General features: G+C 43.8%; 19 protein-coding genes and 1 pseudogene. 7 read left to right on the top strand and 13 right to left on the bottom strand.

The genetic code is table 11. From position 1 onward, the window contains the following. The first annotated feature begins 143 nt into the window (after positions 1–143). Both MKY28_RS10625 and MKY28_RS10630 read left to right on the top strand, forming a co-directional pair. Positions 144–1853 (top strand): sensor histidine kinase, encoded by a 1710-nt coding sequence (locus MKY28_RS10625; protein WP_340935913.1) that lies wholly within the window; start codon positions 144–146, stop codon positions 1851–1853. 11 nt (positions 1854–1864) lie between these two features. Next, complete coding sequence (locus tag MKY28_RS10630) at positions 1865–3505, top strand: response regulator (RefSeq protein WP_340935914.1); 1641 nt, start codon at positions 1865–1867, stop codon at positions 3503–3505. 156 nt (positions 3506–3661) lie between these two features. Here MKY28_RS10630 and MKY28_RS10635 read toward each other — a convergent pair whose 3' ends face one another. The 6 genes from MKY28_RS10635 to MKY28_RS10660 form a co-directional block, all read right to left on the bottom strand. After that, positions 3662–5347 (bottom strand): extracellular solute-binding protein, encoded by a 1686-nt coding sequence (locus MKY28_RS10635; protein WP_338706048.1) that lies wholly within the window; start codon positions 5345–5347, stop codon positions 3662–3664. Positions 5348–5535: 188 nt separating this feature from the next. Then, positions 5536–6249, bottom strand: coding sequence for a beta-glucanase (bglS, locus tag MKY28_RS10640; protein ID WP_036615630.1), 714 nt, complete (start codon positions 6247–6249; stop codon positions 5536–5538). Positions 6250–6560: 311 nt separating this feature from the next. Next, positions 6561–7265, bottom strand: a complete 705-nt coding sequence (locus MKY28_RS10645; RefSeq protein ID WP_445670892.1) for an ankyrin repeat domain-containing protein — start codon at positions 7263–7265, stop codon at positions 6561–6563. A 10-nt stretch (positions 7266–7275) separates the two neighbouring features. Continuing rightward, positions 7276–8784 (bottom strand): S-layer homology domain-containing protein, encoded by a 1509-nt coding sequence (locus MKY28_RS10650; RefSeq protein WP_340935915.1) that lies wholly within the window; start codon positions 8782–8784, stop codon positions 7276–7278. A gap of 119 nt (positions 8785–8903) precedes the next feature. Then, positions 8904–9596: a response regulator transcription factor gene (locus MKY28_RS10655; protein WP_047843050.1), complete on the bottom strand. Its 693-nt coding sequence runs from the start codon at positions 9594–9596 to the stop codon at positions 8904–8906. A 6-nt stretch (positions 9597–9602) separates the two neighbouring features. Further along, complete coding sequence (locus MKY28_RS10660; protein WP_340935916.1) at positions 9603–11072, bottom strand: sensor histidine kinase; 1470 nt, start codon at positions 11070–11072, stop codon at positions 9603–9605. Positions 11073–11275: 203 nt separating this feature from the next. Here MKY28_RS10660 and MKY28_RS10665 point away from each other — a divergent pair, with 203 nt between their 5' ends. Together MKY28_RS10665 and MKY28_RS10670 are read left to right on the top strand one after the other, a co-directional pair. Next, positions 11276–12103 (top strand): helix-turn-helix transcriptional regulator, encoded by an 828-nt coding sequence (locus tag MKY28_RS10665; protein ID WP_340935917.1) that lies wholly within the window; start codon positions 11276–11278, stop codon positions 12101–12103. 79 nt (positions 12104–12182) lie between these two features. Then, a pseudogene (locus MKY28_RS10670) lies at positions 12183–12520 on the top strand (cupin domain-containing protein). A gap of 145 nt (positions 12521–12665) precedes the next feature. Here MKY28_RS10670 and MKY28_RS10675 read toward each other — a convergent pair. The 4 genes from MKY28_RS10675 to pdxS all read right to left on the bottom strand — a co-directional run bounded on the left by MKY28_RS10675 (position 12666) and on the right by pdxS (position 16875). Further along, a complete protein-coding gene (locus MKY28_RS10675) occupies positions 12666–13802 on the bottom strand; it encodes an alpha/beta hydrolase (RefSeq protein ID WP_340935918.1) in 1137 nt (378 codons plus the stop codon). Then, positions 13799–14458 carry a TetR/AcrR family transcriptional regulator gene (locus MKY28_RS10680; protein WP_340935919.1) on the bottom strand — a complete coding sequence of 220 codons (660 nt, stop codon included), beginning with the start codon at positions 14456–14458 and terminating at the stop codon, positions 13799–13801. Before MKY28_RS10680 ends, MKY28_RS10675 begins: the two co-directional genes overlap by 4 nt. A gap of 212 nt (positions 14459–14670) precedes the next feature. After that, positions 14671–15741, bottom strand: a complete 1071-nt coding sequence (locus MKY28_RS10685) for an ABC transporter substrate-binding protein (protein ID WP_340935920.1) — start codon at positions 15739–15741, stop codon at positions 14671–14673. A 249-nt stretch (positions 15742–15990) separates the two neighbouring features. Then, complete coding sequence (gene pdxS / locus MKY28_RS10690) at positions 15991–16875, bottom strand: pyridoxal 5'-phosphate synthase lyase subunit PdxS (protein ID WP_200868523.1); 885 nt, start codon at positions 16873–16875, stop codon at positions 15991–15993. A gap of 146 nt (positions 16876–17021) precedes the next feature. On the opposite strand from pdxS, the gene pdxR reads away from it, so the two are divergent. From pdxR to MKY28_RS10705, 3 genes are all read left to right on the top strand, one after another. Continuing rightward, a complete protein-coding gene (gene pdxR / locus MKY28_RS10695; protein WP_340935921.1) occupies positions 17022–18512 on the top strand; it encodes a MocR-like pyridoxine biosynthesis transcription factor PdxR in 1491 nt (496 codons plus the stop codon). Between the two features lie 59 nt (positions 18513–18571). Beyond that, entirely contained in the window at positions 18572–20593 is a 2022-nt protein-coding gene (locus tag MKY28_RS10700; RefSeq protein WP_340935922.1) for an ATP-dependent DNA helicase, read from the top strand. A gap of 142 nt (positions 20594–20735) precedes the next feature. Then, the gene (locus tag MKY28_RS10705) at positions 20736–21263 is read left to right on the top strand and encodes a DinB family protein (protein ID WP_340935923.1); all 528 of its coding nucleotides are present in this window, start codon (positions 20736–20738) and stop codon (positions 21261–21263) included. A 78-nt stretch (positions 21264–21341) separates the two neighbouring features. Here the strand turns inward: MKY28_RS10705 and MKY28_RS10710 are convergent, their stop codons facing one another. The 3 genes from MKY28_RS10710 to MKY28_RS10720 all read right to left on the bottom strand — a co-directional run bounded on the left by MKY28_RS10710 (position 21342) and on the right by MKY28_RS10720 (position 25790). Beyond that, on the bottom strand, positions 21342–22283 hold the full coding sequence (locus MKY28_RS10710) for a family 43 glycosylhydrolase (protein WP_340935924.1): 942 nt from the start codon (positions 22281–22283) through the stop codon (positions 21342–21344). 30 nt (positions 22284–22313) lie between these two features. Next, complete coding sequence (locus MKY28_RS10715; RefSeq protein WP_340935925.1) at positions 22314–24032, bottom strand: discoidin domain-containing protein; 1719 nt, start codon at positions 24030–24032, stop codon at positions 22314–22316. 72 nt (positions 24033–24104) lie between these two features. Further along, positions 24105–25790 carry a hypothetical protein gene (locus MKY28_RS10720; RefSeq protein WP_340935926.1) on the bottom strand — a complete coding sequence of 562 codons (1686 nt, stop codon included), beginning with the start codon at positions 25788–25790 and terminating at the stop codon, positions 24105–24107. Positions 25791–25800: the final 10 nt, after the last annotated feature.

Here is a 25800-nt window from a genome sequence, read left to right on the forward strand (position 1 = left end):
TGCATCCCCCATGTTCTAAATTTTGTATTTTACAAGTCATCGTGAACTTGTATATTAAAATTATAGCAATGGAAATTTGTGATCTATATCCTAATATTGCAACAACGATATCAATATTTTAATAAGATTAAGGAGGTTGGACTTTGTTCACACGCTTGAATGTCTTTACCAAAATTACACTGTTGTTTGTGATGCTGCTTATTCTGGTGCTGTTTCTCTATACATACTCGAACCGGGAAAGCGTGCGTGTTATCGAACACGAGATTCAAAACAATACGATGAATCACCTCTCAACATTTGCTGATTCAGTAGAATCCAATATTTACCAACTGTCATTGTATGGGATGTCTATTGGGCAAGATTCGAGTATTCAGGAATATCAACGTCCCGACTACAAGGACATTCCCTATGAACGTGTGAAAGTTGGAAGCGCCATTCTGGAGAAAATGAATCTGTACAACGCAGCAAGCAAATGGCATTCGACCATCACACTATACTTCCCAAGGATGCAAAAAGTGATATCAACGGATTATTATGCTTACATTCCGTATATGGATGATGAATTTAAGGAGCCTCTCTCGCAATCCTGGACCTATGCCGACAATCAGTTTATCTGGTACACTACCGATCCAACGACAGCGATGGCGAGACCTGGCAAAGCCAGATTGATTACCAAAATCAGTTTTCCAGTTCATCACTTAACTGCACTTCTTAATCAAAACAAGTTAAATAATAAAGGCGACCCGTTCATGTTCCATCCCGATTATGGATTAATCAGCAATAGTTCTGGAAAGGAGACCTTGAACGCAATCCTGCCTTCCCTGAAAGAAGCAAAACTGCAGGCCAGCGGTGGCTTCAGTACAACGTTGAACAAAACGGAATATTACGTCTCCTACATTCAATCAAAGAGCCTCGGCTGGTATTATATTGACTATGTGCCTATGCAGCAAATTTTGAAACCGATTACGAGCAGCCGGAATCTTTTTTACGCTTCAATTGCCGTTCTGATCGTGATGAGTGTTGTTGTATTATATACACTCTACCGAAGTGTGCAGCTTCCACTCTTACAGTTGGTGAAAGGGACAAATCGCTTGTCCACCGGGGACTTTTCCGTTCGGCTTCATCATTCTGCACGCAATGAGTTCAGCTTGTTATTTGCACGTTTCAACATCATGGCTCAACGAATTCAAGAATTAATCGAGAATGTATATGAGGAGAAATTAAGAAGTCGGGAAGCCACGCTCAAACAGTTGCAATCGCAGATTAATCCGCATTTTCTATATAACTGTCTGTTCTATATCAAGAACATGGCCCGAATGAAAAATGAAAAGGCCGTAGTAGCCATGGCACTGAATCTGGGAGAGTATTACCGATACATAACCAGGTCCGAAAAGGATCAAGCCACGCTTCGTGAAGAGCTGACAATGGTCAAAAATTATTTGGAAATCCAGTCACTTCGTCTGGAACGAATGCATTTTACAATCGACGTGCCCCATGATATTTTAGATAAAACAGTTCCCAGACTAACTCTCCAGCCTATTATTGAGAACGCTATTATTCATGGTCTGGAGCCCAAATCGGTAGATGGTGAGATTAAAATCTATGCGGACTGCGAGGATGATGTGTACACAATTATCGTGGAGGACAGCGGGCTTGGCATGTCTGAGAAACAACTTGATCATCTGAGAGATAATCTTCTTAAACCGCTGGATGAGAATATGGGATGTGGTACATGGAATGTCCATCAGCGTTTATCTTTTCTGTACGGTGAAGGATCTGGACTATCTTATGATCATTCTTCAATGGGTGGGATTAAAGTTAACATCACGTGGCACGACAATACAGACAAGTAGGTGAACGACCCATGCTGCAAATATTATTAGTTGACGATGAACGTTCCGTCGTGGAAACGCTGGCAGAGACCATTCCGTGGGAAAGCTGCGGGATCGGTACAGTTCATGAAGCATTATCCGGTGCAGTAGCGCTGGAAATTATGGACAACCACGACATTGACATTGTAATTACGGATATACGTATGCCCGAAATGTCAGGCATTGCACTGATTACAGCGATTCATGAAAAGTGGCCTCATGTGCAGACAATTCTTTTATCAGGTCACGCCGACTTTGAATATGCGAAACAGGCCATTGCGCAGGAAAGCTTTGATTACTTACTGAAACCCGTTAGTGATGAAGATCTGATCGAATCCGTGCAACGTCTTGTTCATCGAATTAAAGAAAAGTGGGAAACCGCAGCATCTCATCAAAGAGCCTTACACGCCTTTCAGGATCATCTGCCATTGCTTCAATCCACGATGTTGCATGAGTTGCTGACTGGAAAAGTCTATGATCAGAAGACGCTGGCAGACAAGCTTGATCTGCTGGAGCTTCCCTACTCCGTAGGAGAAGATCTCGGCATGTTGATTATCCGTATGGAGAAACATCTATCCGATATGGCGCACGGCGACCTGGCCCTAATGGAATATGCGATATGTAATATCATAAGTGAAGTGATGCATAATCATTTTCATATCTGGCATACACGTGACGTTCATGATTACATTGTTGTTCTGGTAAGCATGAAACATTCCACAACGATGAGTTATAGCAGGAGTGAGACGCCTCAGACATTGCTTGAGCAGTATGCTGCCCAGATTCAAACCAATGTTCAGTTATACCTGAAAGGTGCAATCTCTATTTCCGTCTCCAGTTGGGGCAAGTTTCCCCACGAAATTGGAGAACTCTATGAGCGAACGGTTATGTCCATGCGTAAACGGATGGGTCAGGTGCAAGGTTTGTTTGTCACCGCTTCCGATGAAACGGATGCCAATCCTCTACATACGATTAGGTCGCTGTATCAGCCACCAACGTTGATTAGCTTGCTCGAAGCTGGTCGCTTTGAGGATGTGGAACAGAAAATCAAGCACATTTTTGAGGAACTGCTGCATTCCAATGAACATCATGATATTGCCGAGTCAACCTTTGAGGTGTATTTTGCTATTGCGGGCGCGTTTGCGTACATCATTCATAAAAATGGCAAACAAATCTCTTCTTTGATACCAGCAGAGTCCTATCGTTACTTTCAAGCTCCCAGCTATTCCACTGCGCAGCAGCTACAGGACTGGTCCGTGCGTACACTTCATTACATACGAGATGATGCTGAACAAGAGCTTAGAGACAATCACAGCACCATTGTGCGCAGCGTCAAAAGTTTTGTCGACCTTCATCTGGCTGGTGATGTATCACTGCCTGCAATTGCCGACCATGTGCATCTGCACCCAGTCTACTTGTCCAAGGTATACAAGGCGGAGACAGGTGAAGCACTTACTGCCTATGTGTACCGGTTAAGAATGGAGAAAGCAGCCTATCATTTGCGAACATCAACCGCCAAAGTGTTTGAGATTGCAGAACTTGTCGGTTACAACAATACCGCATATTTCATCCGAGTTTTCAAGAAATTTTATGATCTTACACCGCAGGAATATCGGGAAAATCTGCCGGTTTAAGAGAGTACATAGACCAGACTTGACGTTCTAGTAATCTCTCCGGTTTCCCCTTCTCCATATCAAATACAAAAAGGCATTGCCGGAGATCTTCTCCTGCAATGCCTTTTTGGTGCTTATGTGGCCGCGATGATTCAATTCAGCCAGCCCTGCGTCATCCTATTTTCCGCTTTTCACGGAATCATACCACTCGTTAACTTCTTTCGTAATCTGATCTCCACCTGAAGACTTCCACTTCTCAACAAATGAGTCGAACGCATCCACGGAGGTTTTACCATATACAATTTGAGAGAAGGTGTCCTTCTCCATCTTAGTCAAAATGTCATTGTTCATCTGCATTGTCATTGAAGGTGCACCAGTAAACATCTGATTGAACACGATATCTTTTTGATCCAAAACAATCTTGGCTGCATCAAGCATAGGTACTGGTACACCTGATTTGATTTTTTTCTCAAACGGTGTAGTTGCTTCTTCACCGCTTGCCAGCTTGGCAAGTGTTGTCATACTTAGATTGGGAATACGCGCTCCATCAAAAGTCAACGTGTACTTCTCGGGAGCATAACCACCCGTAAGACTTGCATCGGTTGATGGTTTCCCATCTACCATAACCCAATCGTATCCTTCCGCAAATCCATGCTCAAACTCATCGCCCTCTTTAGGATTTGCATAGTGATCAAAGAGATAGTTCTGATAGGTGAAAAAGGCTTCCGGATTTTTCATGTCTTTGTTAATCAGAACTACGCCATTTCCGTTTGACGTACCATGTCTGCCTGCTTGACCGTTTGGACCTGAAGGGATTGGATACGCCTTGTATTCAGCCTCAGGATTGTTTTTCTTCACATCCTCCAGCGGCCAGGATGGCATCCAGTGAGGACCGACCACAATACCTGCTTTTCCGGCAGTAAATTCTTCAGCTGCTTTTGTCTCGTCATACACACCGGCTTCTTCCGGGATATACCCTTTGCTCATCCAGCTCTGTAATTTGGCCAAAGCCTGTTTTGCACCAGGTGTAACGGAACCGTATTCAAGTTTTCCGTCTGCCGTCAGATTCCATTGGTTTGGCATTGTACCATAAGCACCAAATACCCACCCAGCTTCAGACATCCATGTGTTCAGCCAGTTCTTGAAGCCAATGGTGAGTCCGTAAGTGTCCTGCTTCCCATTGCCATCTGGATCTTGATTCGTAAACGTTTCCATAATGACTTCAAGATCATCTATAGTTTTAGGTGCTTCCAGATTGAATTTCTTCATCCAGTCTTCACGGATCCACATGACAGGATCACCATTATAGGAATAGTCCAGAATCGGAATACCGATCTTTTTGCCATCTTGCATGTATGGATACCATACGGAAGGATCTTCGTTTACGGCTGCTTTCCATGTGTCGCTGGCATATTTGTCAAACAACTCGCCCGCATCGACAAATTTTCCGGACTCAATCAATTCACGCACCAGATTGAATTCGCCGCGATACGAAATAATGTCCGGCATGTCCGCATTGGAAGCAAGCGATAGACGCAGTTTTGTCTCAAATGCATTATTGGTGGATGGAGATATCCACTGGTTTTTCAACTCAATTCCGAGTTTCTCCTTGGCCCATTTTGTATGGACGTTGTTATCCTGATCCTCGCCTGACTTAAACTTCACGTCTGGACCCCATGGTCGTAAATACGTAATGGATACTGGTGGATCATACTTCCCATTTTTGAGCTCCAACGTTGTCGCTGGTGTACTTGATTCAGTTTTCTTTTCGTTCCCGTTACTACACCCACTCAAGGCTGCAGATAGGGCCAATACTCCGATCATGACCAAACTGCCTACTCGTCTCTTTTTACTTGTGTCCAACTTCGTTCCCCCAGTCTATGTAATGTTGCTTACAGGTTAATCATAATGAATTTTTGTTATTTATGCCCATACTAATATTGCAACATTTATTGCATTAATTTAGGATATTGGATATTGAATACATATATTGAATAAATACAATTCCAGAATATAGAAAAAAGCAGCCGCTAACGGCTGCTTCAGTCTGCTTAATTACTCGTATATTTGACCCAATCGTACTCTGCATAGAGCGGATTAGCCCCATTATAAGGACCGAGCCAGCTATCTACTCCTGTTCCATTCCACAGGTTCATCATGATTTTTCCGGGTGTTTTAGGAATATTGCTGGTTGCCGTATGTTTCAATACACCATCAACATACCATTTGATATGTCCCGGCTGCCAGTCAAATGCGTACGTATGGAAGCCCTGGGATGCATCAAACCCTAGATTGATAATCTTCTCATGATTACCAACCCCATTGGTATAATAATTAAACTGAACTTTGGTTGTGTCTTTTCCTAAAAATTCGATATCAATCTCATCCCATTGGGTGCCATGTGCAGGGCCTGTGTATGTGAAAAATGAGGAAACTACACCTGTGTTCTTGGCAGGTTTCATACTGACTTCATACAAGCCGTACCCATACGTATTCGTGGTACGATACTCTCCGCAATCAAACTTGTTCTGTGCAGAGCTGGTCAAACCAAGCTTAAGCTTGCCGTCACTTGTAAAATTAACATTGTTAGCCCTCCACGTACAGTTAAACATGTTCCCATTGGAATACCCATCCGCTTTTTGCCACGTACTTGCGTTAAAATAGGTTAGAGGTTCCCAGAACACATAACCCGCGAAAGCGCTTACCGAAAAAAACAAAGAGATGACACCAGTTACCGCCAAAGTATACCAAGACTTCCTCTTCATCATACACCTCCATGAATGATTCCAACATGTATAATCAGCGCAATAATAGATAGCGCTTACATGGTTGGTATTTCCATTTTATCTGGAAGTATAGTGATACACTATAGCAAACTTCAAAGCAGAGATATTCAATTTTTAAGATCCTCGTTCTCGTATCTAATCATGCATGTTAAGACTGTGCCAGTTTCATACACGTAAGATGGATTGAATGAAGCGCCTGCCCTTCAGCATAGAAGGAATCAGGCGCTCCATGAAAACCATTTTTACATATATCTCAACATGTTTGTTTCTTTATTCACCCTAAAAGGGTTCTATTTCGCACCAGCTCGTACCAAAATGTCTTCAATTTCTTTGAAGCCATTATTCTTCGCATGACTGAGTGGTGACACCCCATCACGGTCCGATATGTTTACGTCTGCTCCGTGGTCAATGAGTAATTGTATCGTCTCCTGCTGCAGAGAATTGCCATCGTTAAGAATGATCGCTTCGAGTAGTGCTGTCCATCCCAATTCATTCACATGGTCCACATCCACCGAAGTTTGAGTCAGGAGTTCTTGCACTACATCCACATATCCATGCTCCGAAGCTGGAATAAGTGCTGTCCCTCCATATCGATTTGTTATCGCTGGGTCCGCTCCCGCCTCGATTGTCAGCTTCAAAATATCCAAGTATCCTTCAGCGCCAGCATACAGAAACGGAGTATTTTTCATATCGTCCTGAATATTCACATCTGCCCCCGCTTTAATTAACACTTTAGCCGATGTTAGATCATTATTGTAGGTTGCAATCATTGTAGCGGTTCGTCCACTCTGATCTTGAGCATTGATATTGGCGCCTGCTTGAATCATTTGTTCGATGCGTTCAGTATCGCTGTCCTCTACTGCCTTGAACAGCTGTTCATCTGCTGAAGTCATGGCCTTTTCCTCCACGTTGGAGTCGTTTCTCATTTCAGGCACGCAGCCTTGAACGATCAACATACTGCTTATCAGGACAACGACGATCAGAGATTTACTCATACTGCCTCCTTTACTCCAGTGTCAAGGTGACCGAAGAAGCGATACTCCAATCCCCAACTGGGTTTATTGTATACGTAGTACCCGGAGTCAACTTTCCATCATTTGTTAGGTCGAATACACCCGTCGCACCTTTTCGACTTGAATATTTATAAGTGGCCGTCAGAACATCCCCGCTTGGTGAAGTTAACGTTACACTTCGACCAGAGAACAGTTCATCCCCAGGATCCTGGTCAAGTGTAACTTCAATGGATGTTTCGCTCACTGCTTGAGCACTTGCAACCACTAGTGCATCAAACGATTTCGCTGTAAATGAAGCATTTTCTAGGTTCGCCCAATCCGAAGTAACCGTATATGTGCCACCTGATTTCAACGTTTGTCCTTCAGGCAAACGGAACTTCGGTTCTTGTTTGCCATCTGTGGATTGCGTGAATGGAACATATCTGGCAACGATAGGCTCGCCACCTTCTGGCGTAATTACAACTTGTCTTGCCTGCATGGAAGAGATGATCTGATACGTTTTGCCTCCTGCTTGCTCTTGATCATTCAGCACGAATGCATTAGCTCCTCGACCACCGCTGTAAGCCGAAATGATGTAACCATAATCCACTACACCATTCACTTGCAGTGCTTCAATCTCGAATGTATCATTCGTTACTTGACTAACTGTTGTCATGTTTATTTTCGTACCACTGCCTTCAAAGGAACCAGCGTCTTGGCCTTTGTAAGTCAGGTTGTACACTTCACCAGCATCTTGTACGGACGTTGGAACGATGTAAGTCGCAATTGACCCTGTTTTCAAACGGGGCATATTAGTTAACGTCAGCTCACCACTAAACGCAAAATCCGTTTGTGCCTTGGCAAAAGCCTCATCCGCCGCTGTCAGCGGTTTGTCAAAAGTTACAATTAACGTAATGGCATTCAGTGATCTAACGCTCTTGATTTGAGCTTGCTCCGAAGGAATAGCTTGGTGTGCAGTTTGCAACAGCACTGCTGTTTCGCCGCGCGTTGCTGTACCGTTCTCGGAGTAGAACTCGCTCATCCAATGGTGAACGGACTTTACATCACGTTGCATCGCTTTGGATACGACCTGTTCGAGTTCAGCATCCGACACTTGAGTTTGCGGATTGAATTGTCCATCGTTAGCCTGCATGATGCCAAGTTCAACAAGCTTTGACGCATATGGCGCATACCATGCATTGGAATTGACATCCGTTAATTCTACGGTTTCTCCCGTCTTGCTCTCCAAATTAAACGTTTTGAAAACCAATGAAGCTAACTCCGCACGGGTAATTGCTCGATGTTCACCCATAGATTGATCTGCATACCCGTTCATGATCCCCAAGCTATTCAGATCCTTGATAGCAGCTTCAATCTGTTGTTGGTTAAGCTGTGTGGTTGTTGCCGCAATGTTAGTAACGTATGTAGCTGCATGTACTTGATTCGCAGTTAACGGGAACACTGCTGTACCTAATGCAGTTATGGTTAGAAATGTAGCGATTTTGCGGGTTGTAGAATTCATGGTTGAATTCCTCCTCTATAGGTTGTAGTTGCCTGTATCTATAGAATAGAGGACAAAAAGAAACTCCCAAGGCTAAAGTTATTAACAAAATATAAACTGGCTCTAAATTTTCACGAAACTTATGCAGTAAACCGGTAGCCTGCACCCCAGACGGTTTCAATATACTCCGGATTTTTGGGGTCTGTCTCCAGCTTCCCCCGCAGTTTGCGAATATGGACAGTAACCGTTGCAATGTCTCCGGTGGAATCCATGCCCCAGATCCGCTCGAACAGATCGGATTTGCTAAATACACGGTTGGGATGACTCGCAAGAAATACAAGTAACTCGAACTCCTTCGTTGTAATTGCCACCTCTTCTCCATTAACAAAAACGCGGCGTGATCCTTTATCAATGTGAAGCCCGCGAATGTGGATTTCATCCTGCTCAGCTGGTTTGTTTTTGCCAAGTAGTCTCTCGTATCGGGTCAAATGAGCCTTTGCTCGTGCAACCAACTCACTTGGGCTAAACGGTTTTGTAATAAAATCATCCACTCCCAGATTAAATGTCCGGATCTTATCGATTTCTTCCTTTTTCGCGGAAACGACAAGGATGGGCACCTCTTTTACCTCGCGAATGCGCCTGCAACATTCGAAGCCGTCCAGTCCCGGAAGCATCAGATCAACAATGATCAGATTATAGTCCCCCTCCAGTGCCTGCTTCAGACCTTCATCTCCAGTATGGCAGAGATCCACGGAAAATCCGTTGAGCTCAAAATAATCCCGTTCCAGTTCCGCAATCGTTGTTTCATCTTCAATGATCAAAATATTTGCCATTACTTATTAATCCCTCTCTTCATTCAGCCGTTTCAGTTTGATATATATACTCGTGCCATCATTGGGCTGGCTTTCAGCCCAGATGAAGCCCCCATGTCCATCAATGATTTGGCGGGCAATTGCTAGCCCGAGCCCACTTCCGCCCGTTGAGGAATTCCGGGATTGTTCTGCACGATAGAAGCGTTCAAATATATAAGGCAGTGCCTCTTCAGGTATTCCCCTGCCATTATCTTTAAACGCCATCGTAATCCATTTCTCATCAGCTTGAAGTGTAATCTCGAATCGTTTGTGTTCATTCTCCATGTATTTGAGTGCATTATCCACCACATTGACAACGGTACGTTTTAACTTCTCCGGATCCACAGCAGCCATGGCGGGACCAGACACCTGGTTAATCCAATCCAGGGCAACACCTTTATCCTCCAGATCATATCTCAGCTCTTCAATGCTATCTTCAAGGAAATCAGCGAGATCAACTGTCTTGAACAGGAAAGGCTCTTGGTTCAAGTCGAGCTTGGAATACAAAAACAGTTCATCCACCAGCTTATCCATGCTAACTGCTTTGGAGTGAATGATATTAACATAACTCTCCATTTTCTCCGGAGTATTAGCCACGCCGTCACGAATACCCTCAATATACCCTTTGATATTGGTAATCGGCGTACGGAGATCATGCGAAATGTTGGAGATAAGCTCTTTGCGGTTCACTTCGTCCTGCTGACGTAACGCATAAGAGAGCTGTAATTGGATCCGCATGCTCTCAAACGCTTCGCTGAGTTGACCAACCTCGTCATTGGAGTTTAGCTGAAGTTTAAAGGATAGATTGCCATCCTTAATATGTTCGGCTGAACTTCGTAGTTGATTCAATGGTTTAATGAAGCTGCGCGTGATCCAGCGGAACAAGAGCAGATTTGCAATGATGAGGACGCCAATAAGCAGAAATGACATCACAGGCAGCAACTTGCGAGTAAGCTCCGCAAAGGGGCTTCTCTCACGAATGACAAAGATACTCCCCCGTTCCCCATCTGAATATTGAAAATCAAATTTTGCATACGCGTAAAATCGCTCACCAATATTGAAGGTGCTCCGAATCTGATAATTGTTAAGATCATAGGCAGGCAGTGCTTGCTTCAGTTCTGGCTGGTTGAAGGTCAATGATTCGAAGATCTGACTATTCTCTCGTCTGATGTAGAGCCCGGACTTCTCAGCTCGAAGCTTCATATCATATTCACGCAGCAAAACCTTGTTCTGCAGGTCATCCGGGTCATTTTTGGCCAGAAACTTCATCTCTTGAAAGATCGATTCTCCCTGTTCAGTCAGGGGGTTGATCTGATAATGTACCTTGTATATATCACGGAAACTCTGTAGATCCCCTGTGGCCGCAATCGTATACAGACTTGCCGTAAGCAGGATGAACAGTAGACTTATAACAAGCATGCCCGTAAAGGACAGCAGCATTTTTATTCGAATTGACATGGGTTCCCCTTCTCAAGCAAACAATTGGATTAGTTAGTGCACATGTTAACACAAGATGGATTCTATTGCCCATATGTAAAAAAGAGCTTTCTTTTTCATTATATATGTTGACAGTGATAATCGTTATCAATAATGTTGGAGTAAGGTGCACAACGATTTATCTTAGAATGACTGGCAAACACTTTTGAAATGAGGTACGTAATGTGAAAGTAGACGTTAATCAGTTAGCAGCGCATTTTGCACACATTCCTTTTCAAGTCGAAGGAGTATATCGATATGCTAGAAATCCAGGGGTTCCCCAGGCTGACTATACCGATTCTTTTCCTGGATTTGTATTTCCTCTTACAGGAAAAATACAATTTCAATTTGATGGTACACCCTATATTTTTTCACCAGGAAAAGTTTTACATGGGGGCGCGAAAATGAAACTGGATCAAACCGTGTTTCATAGAACGGACTGGGAATATATCCTCGTTTTATACCGGATATGTAGTTCGGACCTCGAAGAGACAAGCTTTTCCCATCAGCATTTTGAATTATCAACGGGTCAATCCCCACGTCTGATCGAATTAATCACGCGTCTTTGGCATGTGTATAACCAGCGTGGAGGTATTTCAAAGTTTCAGACCGAGATGCTGTTTCGCGATGTACTGAATGAGACCTTAATATGTGTTGATCATAGGCAAAATAGTTGTGAATCAGATGTTTTATTCGAACGGGTCTCTACCTATATCCAAGAATACTATGATCAAAGTCTGACTGTCGCATCACTTGCAGAACAAAATAATGTTAATCGAAATCGACTTTCCTACGTGTTTAGAAGACATGCAGGTATGGGTCCAGCAGAATATGTATTGAAATATCGTATAAACATGGCACAACAAATGTTATTGGCAAGTGATGCGTCTGTACAACAGATTGCCGAGACCGTTGGCATTGCTGACCCCTTTTATTTTAGCAGAGTGTTTAAGAAACAATATGGTATTTCTCCTACGGAGTATCGTCTGAAGTTCATCAATAATCCATCCTGATTTCAATAGGCATCCATGTTATACCAGTGCTTAGATCAGTATACTGAACATATAGGATTAATACACAGGAGGAATGACGATGCACTATCAAGCTATTAAATTGAATGAGGAATTTTCGAAATTAAACGATCTTTGGTCTCCGAAACTTATTGGTGAAATGAATGACTATCAATTTAAGATCGTTAAGATTGCTGGAGATTTTGAGTGGCATGTTCATGAGGAGACCGACAAGTTATTTTTTGTGCTCGAGGGGGAAATGATAATTGATTTTCGTGATGGCCAAGTGAAGATTTCCAAGGGCGAGATGTATATTGTGCCTAAAGGAGTCGAGATCAAGCCTTCCGCCGAAAAGGAATGTCATATCATGTTGATGGAGCCTGGAAGCAAGTAAACACTGGCGGGACTAAGGCCGAATAAGCGTCAATTATTTGAACCAGGAAGTTAATTTGCAATATCAGAGAGCCGATAACCGCGTAATAGGGGTTATCGGCTCTGCGTCTGTACGGCTAGCTCATTGATATGAATTAATTGACATATATTAATCAGTAGTCTCTCGGTTATGTCACTTGTTGCTAGTCTTCCTGATCAATTCCACACCATCGTATGCCAGACTTTCCACACTTGCTGCCTTCTGCAGTATGTATTGATCAAAAAAGTTCTTCGCATAGTCTGTAACAAGATTTCGCATCTCCATAGCATCCCGTTCGCCTCTGTGTTCCTCATTAACACTGGTAAACACGATGTCACAGTAATCCAAATGTGCAACACGATCAACTGAGAAATAATAGGTTTCCATGCTATTGTTAGCGCCAATAACCGCATTCATATTATAGTTAGGTTCACAAAACAGGAACAAGAAAGGTTTTTTAAGATCGCTGTCAAGAAGTCCAAACGCACCGCTATCCAAACCAATCCCGCAGGCGAATCGGTCGTCATCCCGGCAAACCATCGCCGTCGTAGGCCCTCCATAAGAATGTCCGACTATACCCATGCCGATGTCAAGCAACAATCTGCCCTTAAAGATGGAATTCAGCTCTCCAGAGTCCAGTTTGTAAAGATAATCGGCTACATACCTTACATCTTCTGCCTGTAATTCACTATACTCTGTTATCTTGGAAAGTATCGGTAGTGCAAGCACGTTACGGCACATCTCAATGGCAGTTTCATCGTCAGGCCGCATCTCCATCTTACCGGCTAACGTTAGCATCTCCGGATCTTCACCAAAGGCTGTAAGGACATCCGAAAAGTCCTTGGATACATTAAACAGGCGCCCATCTTTACGTTTATACATCGTGCTATTCTGATGGCCGATGCTTACCACTACATACCCCATGCTTGCCAAGTCTGTACAGAGCACTGTCCCCCATTCTGGAGATCCGCCCCCACCGCACACATAGAATAACACTGGATAGCGCTTTTCCTTCCCGGAAAGAGCAAGCTCGTCGTAACACTGGGTCTTGATATCTATAGAGAAAACATCCTTCAACGCGGTGACAAGTGGCTGCTCATTAAACATCTCGTAGACTTCAGGAAACATGTACGTTGATGTAGTCTTACCTTCGCTACTGTCAGACGGATAGTACACAAAAGCGGTCAGTTCTCTTTTGGAGTAATCTGATGCCGTGTACTCAAAATCCATCTGGGTTCGACCGACAGTATAGCCGCCAATTGGTTCTGGAAATACGTCATAGGTTTTCATTTTCTTTCCCCCTTAAGATCGCTAGCCATTTCAGAATATTTATGATCTTCAAGCAGCCCATGACCCATAAATTCAGCAAAGTACTTGCTGATCTTATGTTGCAGATTAGAGTCCTTAATATCGAATTCCCTAAAAAACAAGATTAAATTAAGCTGCATTGACTCAAACATAAAAGAAATCAGGTCGTCGTCAACATCCGGTCGGAGATATCCATCAACCCTCATTCGGCGTAAAATGTCCTTGATCATGGGGAATGACTCGCCCTTTAACACATTCACATATACTTTCAGCAAAATGTCCTCAGGAATATATGAAAATGTTTTAGTCAGTTTGATTTCCAACTCATTCAGTGGCTCGGTCACCATGCCATTAACGTTACCAAATAAGCCAGTAAGGAAATAGCTGTAAAGGGAATCTTCATCACTGTTACTGAAGTATGCAGCTCTTTTCTGGGTCACATTACGTATTAAGTGACAATAAAGGTCATCTTTGTCTTCAAAATACCGATAAAATGTTCCGGGGTGCATGGACAAACTATCCAAAACCATCTTCATAGTTATATCCTCGTAAAGATTATCAACAAAAAGATGCATTGCGCTACTAGATATTTCCTCGCGCCTTGCTTCGTCTAAACGAAAGAAAGTATTTTTTGGCATAGATTACTCCTTAATTTGAAGTGTGAACTGATTCACACTATACCGATAATACATTCACAAGTCAAATCGTATTAAAATAGAGTGTTCACTCCATTCTCGCTATCATTCAGGCTGACCGGGAACCGCTTTAGACAGGAATTTGGTCCCTGATAACAAAAAAAGCCGCTAAAATAGCGACTTTTAATGGTACTATGTTTTTGTCCTTGGCTTCATTACAACTCGAGATCATCAGCGAGTCCTTCAACACCTGTGAAGATGGAATCCCCGTAACCCCAGAAGTTGTTGAAATCAATGATGTAGATTTTTTTGTTTTTAATTGCGTTAATGTTTTGTACCTGCTTGTTGGCTAGCAGCTTTTCAATCGTTTCTTCTGGATCAATACCACCAGCATATCTAGAAATAATCATGGCATCCGGATTAATCTCGATTAGTTTCTCCAGACTGAGTGTGCCGGTTTCATTAATCAGCATATTATGCATATTGATTAATGACATTGCACTTTCAATAAACGTATCACCATTTCCGTTGTAAATTCCAATAGTTCCATCACCATTATCTGAAAATGATGCATAGTTGATCGTTTCAGCGCTAGCTCGGGCCGACAAGGCATTCTCGCGTGCTTTAAGCGTCTCAATATATGCCGCTGCATTCGCTTGTACGTTAAATATCTCACCTAATTCAGTAATATCCTGATACAGACTATCTAACGATGCATCAGGAACACTGGTGCTTTGTACATACGTTTTAATTCCCATATCATTCAAGCTGCTTACTGTACCAACACCCCAGTCCGCATCCTCAAACAATCCACCACGACCAACAACCAGGTCAGGCGTAGCCCCTATTGTCACTTCCTTACCTACATAGCCTTCAGCAAGCACAGGAATTTGTTTAAACTCGTCAGCAATATCTTCAGGTACACTACCAAACAACGCAGCTACACCTACAAGTTTGTCTGTCAAACCAAGGCGAATCATCAGCTCGGCTGCACCCTGGGTATTGGCAACTACTCGTTCAGGTACCTTGTCAAACGTTTGATCCTTCTTCACCCATGTGCCGTTCTCTGTTGTATAGTTTGAAACGGTTAATGGATACGTTGTTTGAGCAGCACCTGAAGCGTCTGCATCCGATGTCTTCTCATCTGTTGCAACATTTTTCGCTGCTTGCTGCGAGTTATTGTTTGCCTGATCGCTAACATCACTATTATTGGAGCAGGCTACAAGTACAACAACAAGTGCAGCAATAAAACAAAATAACATTCCTTTTTTAAAGCGTGTAGACATTTAATTCTCTCCCTTTTGAATCCTTAATTTTCTATTTATGCATTATGTAAAATAGTTATTGTCAGTATACAGCAAATGTCGAATCTCGTAAATGATAATTATAATCATTCTCAATTGATAAGAAAATGGACATTCTCCTCTCCGTCTTTGCTTTTACTTTCGTCATGAATAACCAAAAAAGCCGATCAATTTGTATCCATTGATCGGCTTTGCTTGATACTATTTATTCTCCAGTTGTTCTATCTGCTCTTACCAACCGCGGTTGGACATGCGATCTTCTGGAGCCAATTTAGAAATTTCGATCCCTTTCATCGGGGCGCCCAAGTTTTTGGATACTTCGGCAATCAGTTTGTAATCGGTGTAATGTGTTGTAGCTTCAACGATTGCACGAGCGAATTTCTCAGGGCTATCGGATTTGAAAATACCTGATCCTACAAACACACCGTCTGCTCCCAGGTGCATCATTAATGCTGCGTCCGCCGGAGTAGCTACACCGCCTGCTGCAAAGTTAACGACAGGAAGTTTTCCGTTTTCATGAACTTCGCGCAGTAACTCATAAGCTACACCCAGATTTTTGGCTTCAGCGTACAGCTCGTCTTTGGACATGTTTTGCACTTTACGGAGCTGGCTGTTAATCAGGCGCATATGACGAACTGCCTCAACAATGTTGCCCGTTCCAGGCTCACCTTTTGTACGAATCATCGATGCACCCTCACCAATACGGCGAAGAGCTTCTCCCAAATCTTTGGCTCCACATACAAATGGTACAGTAAACTCATGTTTATCGATATGGAACACTTCGTCTGCAGGAGTAAGAACCTCACTTTCATCGAGATAGTCCACACCTAGGGATTCAAGCACTTTGGCTTCTATGTAATGACCGATACGTGCTTTGGCCATAACTGGGATAGATACAACCTTCATAACCTCTTCAACGATGGTAGGATCTGCCATACGAGCTACACCGCCAGCAGCGCGAATATCGGAAGGTACCCGTTCAAGAGCCATAACAGCTGTTGCCCCTGCCGCCTCAGCAATTTTAGCTTGCTCTGCATTCATAACGTCCATGATGACGCCACCTTTTTGCATTTCAGCCATTCCTCTTTTTACACGATCTGTACCTGTTTGCATGATTGTAGTCCTCCTAAGTAACTTTTGGTGGTTTTCAATAAAGGCATCGCTCTAATCTATGATTTAGTATAGAATGAGAATGGTCATATAAAAAGATCCAATATTTTTGGTTTTTATTGTACCACTTCAATGATAACTCTGGAGGTCCTATGCAATTTCATGTAGCTTACAGTTCATATTTGAACCGAAAATATACGAAGATGAAGGCTCTCTATCATGCCATTCGTGATGCAATTCATGAAGGTAATCTTATACATGGTGAGAAGTTACCCTCTACTCGAGAGTTAGCCGCGACGTATCACATTTCCAGAGGAACCGTGAATCAGGTCTATGATACGTTGACTGCTCAAGGTTACATTCATTCAGAGCATGGAAGAGGAACCTTTGTAGCTTATCAGTTGGACTTAAGCAATGATGCGTCCACCGTCAAAGCTTGTACGCATCACTTATCCGCCTGGGGGAATCGTATTCAGCAGTTTGAACAGCAGTCGATTCAAAGAAATACACCAGCCAATGCTCATACACATGATTCCAGAATGAATAGCGACGAAGTGATCGACTTTAGCAAATATCAACCTGATTTCTCCAAGTTTCCTTACGATGAATGGAATAATCGATTGTATGCAGAGATAAGACACCGTGAGCATCACCTGAAAACAACCTCTGCCATTGTTAGTTCAACCGGAGATCCAAAATTGAGAGAAGCCATTGCTGCCTATCTGCGGAGGATGCGGGGCATTCAAGTCGATCCGGATCATATTGCAGTAACTGCAGGCTCCATGCAAGCTATAGCTCTACTCACTCAATTACTTGCAGATCCTGGGGATTATGTCGTGACAGAGAGTCCTTGTTATGTCGGGATTTCTAAAGCCATATTGGCTGCGGGTGCAAAGTTGATTGAAGCCAATCTCGATGGTCAGGGCGTTGTGCCCCAGGACTGGGAAGCACGTATGTTGTTTGTCACGCCGTCACGACAATTTCCTACTGGTGAAATGCTCAGTCTGGAACGCAGACAAACCTTGCTAGACTGGGCACAGCGAAATGATGCCATGATTGTTGAGGATGATTATGATAGTGAATTCCGATATCGCGGAATGCATGTTGAACCACTGAAAACACTCGATAAAGCAGGACGCGTAATCTACCTGGGTAGCTTTACCAAAACCTTGCCTTTAGAAGTACGACTTGGTTATGTGGTTCTTCCCCCTACCTTGGCAGATACCTTTAGAAAGGCACAGGCATTATACGAGCCAAGACCCGTCAACCTGATCGAACAACGGGCATTAGCTGCATTCATGACAAGTGGTCAATATGAACGTCATCTGCGCAGAATGAATCGATTATACAGTCGTAAATTCCATCTGTTACTCAAACTTTTGAACAAACACCTTTCTACATGGTTTGATTGGGTGGAGAATGAAGCGGGCCTCCACGTGTTTGGCTGGTGGCGAGGTAATGTGTCCACTTATGAGGCCTTTCGGGAATCAGCTCGGTCACAAGGTGTGGTATACTCAGAAGTCAGCAGTTCAACGGCTGTTGGTATGAAGTATGGTATCTATTTATCTTTTGCACATTTGTCAGATGAACAATTACAGGAAGGCGTATCCAGATTAAAAAATGCCGTTACAACTACATTGTGAGGTAAATCGTCTCCAAAGTTAGTACAAGAAGATCATCATTCGGAAGAGGGGCGATCGTTATGAATTGGTTAAATGAACTTTATAAAATGAATAAGCAGGAACCGGACAAGGAAATCGAACGTTCTTTGGTTAACGCCATCTTCCGAATATATGACCGGTTCCCCCGAATTGGCCTTAGAGAGCGAATTGGACAGCAAGAAATGTCTCTCGATATCGCCGATGCTTATATCCATGGGCATAATGCCATGATTGAAGCTGGTGTCGGAATCGGTAAGTCTTTTGCGTACCTGATCCCAAGTCTGCTCACGAATCAAATGTCTCAGAAACCAGTCATTATAGCAACATCCTCCATTCAGCTCTCGGAACAGATACATAAAGATTTAAGGACTATTGGTAGCCGGTTGGGATTCTCAACGGTTCGCTCCGTGGTGGGAAAAGGCATGGGTCAGTATGCCTGCCGAAGTAGAGCAGCGGAATGGATCAATCTTGATGATGCTAACTCCTCCGTGTCCACCCTTGCGCATCGCATATTAGATTATGAAATCGATGAAAGAGCCGATATTAAAGCTGGGGTTAGTGATGCCGAATGGTCCCACGTTTCCGTGAATGATTGCAAATTTGAACGTTGTCATCACAAAAATGCATGTTTGTTTTACGACATGAGAGCGAAATTAAATGCAAAAGCTCACGAGATTGATTTTATTATCGTGAACCAAGACTTGCTCATACGGGATTTGATGAAGAAAAAAGAAGGAACCAAGAGCATCATCTCAGAACAGCCTGCTCTGATCGTCATTGATGAAGCGCATAATCTGGAAGCAAAAGTTCGGGATGCCAGAACACTTGAGTTCACTTATCGGGGAATTTGCCGCATTCTGGATACCACGGTGCAGCTTCTAACGAAGCAGTCCGGGGATAAAAGTCTCTTCTCACAATCCAAGTTCATCAAAAACTGCGCTGAGCGCATCTTCAAACAGGTAAACTCGGATCTGCTCCACCATGCCAAGCAGGATAACGACCGAATCAAAGTGTCGGAAATCAAAGGAATACCGTTAAACCAAGTCTTAAACGATTTAAAAGATCTCAGTCTGCGACTTTCCATTTTGACCTCACGCCACGAGCGGGAGATCGATGACGCTTTTGAAGCCATCAACGGGCTTATTACCCTCATTCGTGTCTTATCTGAAATAGAGGACAACTATCTCTTATGGGCAAGCAGTCCCCTGGGAGTAGCCACGATCAGTATCTGTCCCAAAGATATAAGCCAATTTCTGAAATACGCTTTATTTAATGGCAAGGTACCTGTAATCCTAACATCAGCAACACTGTGCCAAGGCGGGGATACGCTGGAGGAACAATATTCTTATATGACGCACTCCCTCGGTTATAAGGGAGATTTCTTAGAGCGCCAACCCTCCCCTTTTGACTACACCAACCATGCCACGATGTACATTTCGAACAAAATTCCATATTACCAACATGACCAGCGCGAAATCTATCTTGAAGCAGCTTATAAGGAATTGGTTCAACTCTGTAATCTAACTCAAGGAAGAACAATCGTCCTTTTTTCAGCAAAAGAGGACATGAAGTACATTCACAAAAAGTTGATCTCAAGGGCTAATGAATATACGTGGGCACTCCATGTTCAAAAAGAGGGATCATCACAGGACAGTGTCATCGCCGATTTCAGGAAAAGCAAAGGTGTCCTCCTGGGTACTGGTGTATTCTGGGAAGGTGTGAATATCGAGGGGTCTGACCTGTCACAGGTCATTATTTTCCGGCTGCCCTTCCCTGTTCCATCGGATCCTGTTTATGAATATAAGGCATCTGTAACGGAGAATCCGTTCATGGAGGTGTTTGTACCGGACATGCTTCTTCGGTTGCGTCAAGGAACGGGACGCTTGATTCGTAGTGAAACGGACCTTGGCATACTCAGCATACTTGACTCCCGTCTCAGTGCAGCGGCTAAAAAGAGTTACCGGGAACAGGTATTGGACACGTTGCCTTTCAAAAAAGTGACGGAGGATTTTGAGGTTTTAGAGAGATTTGTTCAAAATAAGGGGATACGACTAACGCATTAGAAGTGGTACAACATGTAACCTTGAAAACTGCCTAAATTACATGAAACGGCCCTTCCGCTCATAAAGCGGAGGGGCTAATTTCATACTGTAAGATTTATGCTACAATATATTCCAGATCTATGATCACAAAGGAGGCATTACCATGGTTGAAAGACCAACTACAGAGGAATATGCAGCTTATTATGAAGGGTACATCCAGCTTGTTCCTGAAGGGAACATCATCGAACGCCTAGAGCTGCAAGCCAACATCGTACCAACTTTGCTCACTTCATTGACAGAGGAGCAAGCAAATTATCGGTACGCCGAAGGCAAATGGAGCGTGAAAGAGGTCATCGGTCACCTTTTGGATAACGAACGCATCATGAGTAGCCGATTGCTTCGCATCGCCAGAGGTGACCAAGCGAATCATCCCGGCTACGATCAGGACGTGCTTATGCAGACCCACCCTTTTAATGCGTATACCCTGGCCGATTTGAGCGAAGAATATGCCGTCACACGCCGCTCAACCATTCTTATGCTTCGTCACCTCACCCCGGAAGCATGGCTCTGTAAAGGGATCGTCAGTGATAATCCTGCTTCAGCTCGATCGATTGCATTTGTTATGGCTGGGCATGAGCTCCACCATTGTTCAGTACTTCGCGATCGTTATTCGTTAGATTTGAAATTATAAAATTCATCCAAAAAGACTTTGAACCTGCATTCGCTGTAGGATCAAAGTCTTTTCTCATCAGTCGTTTTATCGTTCAAATTATCGTTCAAAATGAATCCGATGTACGTCCTCTCGCAAAGATAATGTGGAATAATCATTTAGAATCGGAATGTCCCCATTGAATTCAATGGGCAGTACCACATAGCTGGACTGAAAATAATCCGATCCGTTCCAGCGATCTGCAAAATACAGATACTCCTCCGCTGATCGTTTCAGCACAAACGCTGGTTGCGTTTGGTACGTCGTTTCATCGCCAAAATCGCTGAGCATCCCCCATGGACCATCCATCGTATTAGCCATCGCGTATTTCCCTTGATTGGGAGCCCAACCCGTGCAAAATGAGGTCACCATATAATACTTCCCTTTCCGTTTGAAGACGGCTGGCGCCTCCCGATACTCCCCCTGCCACAGCTTTCCGATAAGACTTTCCACATTGAGATAATCCTCCTGCAGACGATAGATGTGCAGGTCCGCATTGTCTCTGGCAGCCGAAATAAAATAAGCCGTTCCGTCATCGTCCTGAAAGAGCGTGCAGTCACGCGACATATACCCGTACGGATTAAAGCTGCCATGATACACGAAATGACTATCCGGAGAATCCGATGTGGCAATGGCGCATGCGGCATCGCTGTAATGGTTACCATTCTCATAGTGAGCCCAGAGGACAAACTTTTTTGTCACCGCGTTGAAAAGTACTTTAGGCCGTTCGAGATTTACCTTTCCACCTTTATCGTTCACTAATGCCAGATTTGTCCGAACTCGAATGGGTGCAGCTGGTGTAGAGGTGGTCAAGATATGGTTTCGAAACTCCCAGTTGAATAGATCTTTGGAACGGTAACAACTCACATAAATATCGTCTCTCCGATCTTCGCCATACCAGTAATAATAGTCATCATGGAATAACATATGTCCACCATGAGCATGGATTGGATTACCGCTTGAATCATTCCAGATGCCACCATTGGTTAATTGATTATTCACACCGTTACCTCTCTTCTTTTAGGAACATCGTTAATTGGTCTCCGATCCAAATACCTTCACTTCCCAAAGTCTTGGCGTGTACCAATTGTTGGGGTTGTTATGAAGTGCCGCATTTTGCATATTAATTCGTACATACCTGGCAGCAGTGCTCGATAGCGTATCTGATGTGAAACCGTAAGATGTATTATTGGTTCGATCCAATGCCACGGTCCAGTTTACGTTATCCGTACTGGTCTCTATTTTATATTTGTAATAACCTTCGGAGCCTTTTTGCATCCACCAGGAGATTTGCACATTATTTAACTGTTGAACGGAGCCGAGATCGACCTTCCACCAATGTGGCCAGGAACTGCCTGTGCCGATCCATTCGGTTTGATAGTTACCATCATTAGCAAAACTTGCCGGGTTCGTTCCGGTAGCCGTTTGGGCTGTTGCAGGTTTGCCTTGCGACAGCAGTTTTCCATTCTGAACGGGAATGACAACATCATTGTTTGTGTTGTACAGGACTTGATCAAAATAATCATAAAATGCGTAACCATCGGAGAACCAAACGGGAAGCAAACGTTCCTCCGTTGTTCCATTTTGCGTGCCTGCCCAGCCGAACATCCAGCGATATGCAACCATAACCACGTTGTTACCCGTATCTGGCTTCACCCGCATGACGGAACCCGACTGCGCCGAGAAGGTTGACGTGTTACCAATCGTCCGTAATTCAGACCAATCTCCGTCTATGCTTGTTGCTGAAGAATACAAGGGTATGCTCGGATACCAGCCTGCCGCTTGGGAAGAGAACAAATAATAAATGCCATCTTTTTTGATCATTTTGGGCAGTTCCCTGTGTTGATTTTGATAGATAACTGAAACTTGATGATCCACATCCAGCCAATCGGAGGTCAACTTATATAGGATGGTGTCCGAATTATTATTGGCCGTAGAGATTAGATACGCCGAATCATCATCATCTTTGAAAATGGAGATATCCCGGGATTGGTTCCCTTCCGGCCGAAAGCTTTTGTGAAATGTAAAGTCTTCTCCAGGCGTGGCTGAAGCCACCGATACTCTGGCAAGTGTGTAGTCTATACTGTTTTCATAGTGAGCCCAAAAAACAAACTTGTTCGTTGGCGCATGGTAGAGGATATTGATCCCCTCAAATTTTGAATTCGCCAGATCGGGATGATCCGTGTAGGACAGGACCACTTTGTGGTTACCGTATGTGATGTCATCCGTTGATGTCTGTTGAATCATTTCGCCAAAACCGCCTGATGACTTTTGCACGAAATTAAATCTGTAGTAGGTGTCTCCAACTTTAAGTTCATTCGGGAGCATAAGCGTTGATTGCGTTGTGTTATCAAAAGTTGTGAGGTCCTCTGGAAGGCTGTAAGGGGTATATTCTGGCGAGGCAGCGGAGGTTAACAAGGAAGTTCCGCCATATGCCTTCACTTGATACTTGTATGTGTTACCTATATTGAGTTCATAATCATCCGTCGTTGTACCTGTTAAGGTCTGTAATAACGTATAAGGCGCATTGTTCTCTGATCTGTATAACTCGTATGCAGTCGCTCCCTGGACAGGTGCCCAATGAATTTTGGCATTGGATACTTCGGATTCATTCTTCAGGACAAACAGTGTTGCGGCGATCTTGGTCTCTTCACCAGCAGCAGCGTGAACGGTTTGAGCTGAGGACGTTAAATGCACTGTTAACAACATCAATGCAATGACGATAGCCATCCACGATTTACCTTTGATCATGTCTCATCATCTCCTTTTTTTAGAAGACCAACCTTCCTGTTGCCGGAAGGCTGGTTCAGGTGAAACTAGACTTTATTTCAAATTCATCAGTGTCATTACATCCGTCTCACTGGCTTGGTTGTACCATTCGTTAACTTCTTCGATCACGGTGTCTCCGCCTTTTTCATGCCACTGTTTCACAAAGGTATCAAATGCTTCAAGCGGCTCATTGCCATATATGATTTTGGTGAACGTCTCCTGTTCCATGGTGGTCAACTGTTCCCACACATTTTGCATCGTTGGCGTTGGTGGACCGTTAAACTCATTTGGCAGTAAAACATCTCTGTTTTCATACGAAATTTGATATCCGTCCTGCGTCGTTTGATCCTTCGAGGCGCTCTGAATGAGGACACCCGTGTCGGCTTTAACTCCATTCGCCAGATCGTAGTAGGATTGGCCGGGACCATCAACACTCGGCGTATTTTTGGTAAATGCCATTTTCCCAACGCCCTGCACAGCCTCTAATGGCGTATTAAATTTCGTTGGATCAAAAGTGACTTCGTCGTTAACGATATCGTAATCGTATCCTTGAGCGTAGCCGTATTTGAACTCTCCCGTGCTGAACGCTGCGTCGTACATTTTATCGTAGTACAGGAAGAAGGCTTCCATGTTCTGAAAATCCTTGTTAAACATGAACACACCATCGTTCAACTGGGCGGATTGGTAGGTCTTATCACCGTTCACACCTTGAATGGTCGGATAAGCACTAATTTTTGCACCATCCACATTTTTCTCTACGTCCTTCACACTGTCGTACAGCCAAGGACGACCAATGATGATACCAGCTTTCCCCTCCGTAAAATCGGACAGAGCATCCCAGGCCCCTTGGGTGGCCAATTCTTTGTTCAAGTACCCTTGTGCATACCAATCGCGTAACTTGGCAAGTGCCTCTTTGTTGCCAGGAGCCACAGATCCATAGGTTAGTTTGCCATTGTCGTTATGCCATTGCCTTGGAAGATGTTTGCCCGTGTATGCGCTGAATATCATGACTGGATCGCTGACCCAGCCCGTGTTGTAGGAATCTTTACCTGAAAAAGTAAAGCCGTATGTGTCTTTCTTGCCGTTCCCATCTGGGTCCTCATTAGTGAACGCCGCGATGACTTGTTCAAACTCTTCAATCGTTGTTGGCGCTTTCAAATCCAATCTGTCCAACCAATCCTGGCGGATCAGCATGACTTCGCCTTCCGTCAGATTCGGCGCAATCGCCATCCCGTAGACCTTACCCTCTCTAACCACTGGATTGAAGGTGGTCGGGTATTGTTTGTATATTTCTTTTATCCGGTCAGGCATGTAGGCTGAGATGTCTTCTGTAATCTCCTTGACCTGCCCCGACTCAATCAGATCATTGACCAGCATGGTGTCATAGACGGGCAGAACGTCTGGTAGTTTCTCGGAACCCGTCAGTGCCAGCCGCAGCTTGGTATTATATTGTGAAGCATCACCTCCCAGCAGGGTGGTTTGGATTTTGATACCCAGGTTTTGTTCGCCCCAGCGGGTCAATACATTGTCATTCAAAGTCTCACCGTTGATGTACTTTCCAGCATTTTCATCCTGTTGTTTGGCTATGGTGATTGTAAACGGCGGATCATATTTTCCGTCTTTAAGCACCGATGCCGGTGCGGTCTCGGAAGCACTCTCCCCTTTGCTACAGCCAGCCACAAGAATAGCCGACAGCATAACCATACTTACCATTTTCCATAAATCAGTTCTTTTCTTCATGGAAACATGC

The organism is Paenibacillus sp. FSL R5-0473 (assembly GCF_038004565.1).
Taxonomy (GTDB): Bacteria; Bacillota; Bacilli; order Paenibacillales; family Paenibacillaceae; genus Paenibacillus; species Paenibacillus amylolyticus.

Bases quoted from the DNA above. Each gene is read 5' to 3' on its own strand.
- bglS (WP_036615630.1), bottom strand. From the start codon at position 6,249: ATGAAGAGGAAGTCTTGGTATACTTTGGCGGTAACTGGTGTCATCTCT.
- MKY28_RS10720 (WP_340935926.1), bottom strand. From the start codon at position 25,790: ATGAAGAAAAGAACTGATTTATGGAAAATGGTAAGTATGGTTATGCTG.
- MKY28_RS10650 (WP_340935915.1), bottom strand. From the start codon at position 8,784: ATGAATTCTACAACCCGCAAAATCGCTACATTTCTAACCATAACTGCA.
- MKY28_RS10675 (WP_340935918.1), bottom strand. From the start codon at position 13,802: ATGAAAACCTATGACGTATTTCCAGAACCAATTGGCGGCTATACTGTC.
- MKY28_RS10685 (WP_340935920.1), bottom strand. From the start codon at position 15,741: ATGTCTACACGCTTTAAAAAAGGAATGTTATTTTGTTTTATTGCTGCA.
- MKY28_RS10715 (WP_340935925.1), bottom strand. From the start codon at position 24,032: ATGATCAAAGGTAAATCGTGGATGGCTATCGTCATTGCATTGATGTTG.
- MKY28_RS10705 (WP_340935923.1), top strand. From the start codon at position 20,736: ATGGTTGAAAGACCAACTACAGAGGAATATGCAGCTTATTATGAAGGG.
- pdxR (WP_340935921.1), top strand. From the start codon at position 17,022: ATGCAATTTCATGTAGCTTACAGTTCATATTTGAACCGAAAATATACG.
- MKY28_RS10680 (WP_340935919.1), bottom strand. From the start codon at position 14,458: ATGCCAAAAAATACTTTCTTTCGTTTAGACGAAGCAAGGCGCGAGGAA.
- MKY28_RS10660 (WP_340935916.1), bottom strand. From the start codon at position 11,072: ATGTCAATTCGAATAAAAATGCTGCTGTCCTTTACGGGCATGCTTGTT.
- MKY28_RS10630 (WP_340935914.1), top strand. From the start codon at position 1,865: ATGCTGCAAATATTATTAGTTGACGATGAACGTTCCGTCGTGGAAACG.
- MKY28_RS10700 (WP_340935922.1), top strand. From the start codon at position 18,572: ATGAATTGGTTAAATGAACTTTATAAAATGAATAAGCAGGAACCGGAC.
- MKY28_RS10655 (WP_047843050.1), bottom strand. From the start codon at position 9,596: ATGGCAAATATTTTGATCATTGAAGATGAAACAACGATTGCGGAACTG.
- MKY28_RS10645 (WP_445670892.1), bottom strand. From the start codon at position 7,265: ATGAGTAAATCTCTGATCGTCGTTGTCCTGATAAGCAGTATGTTGATC.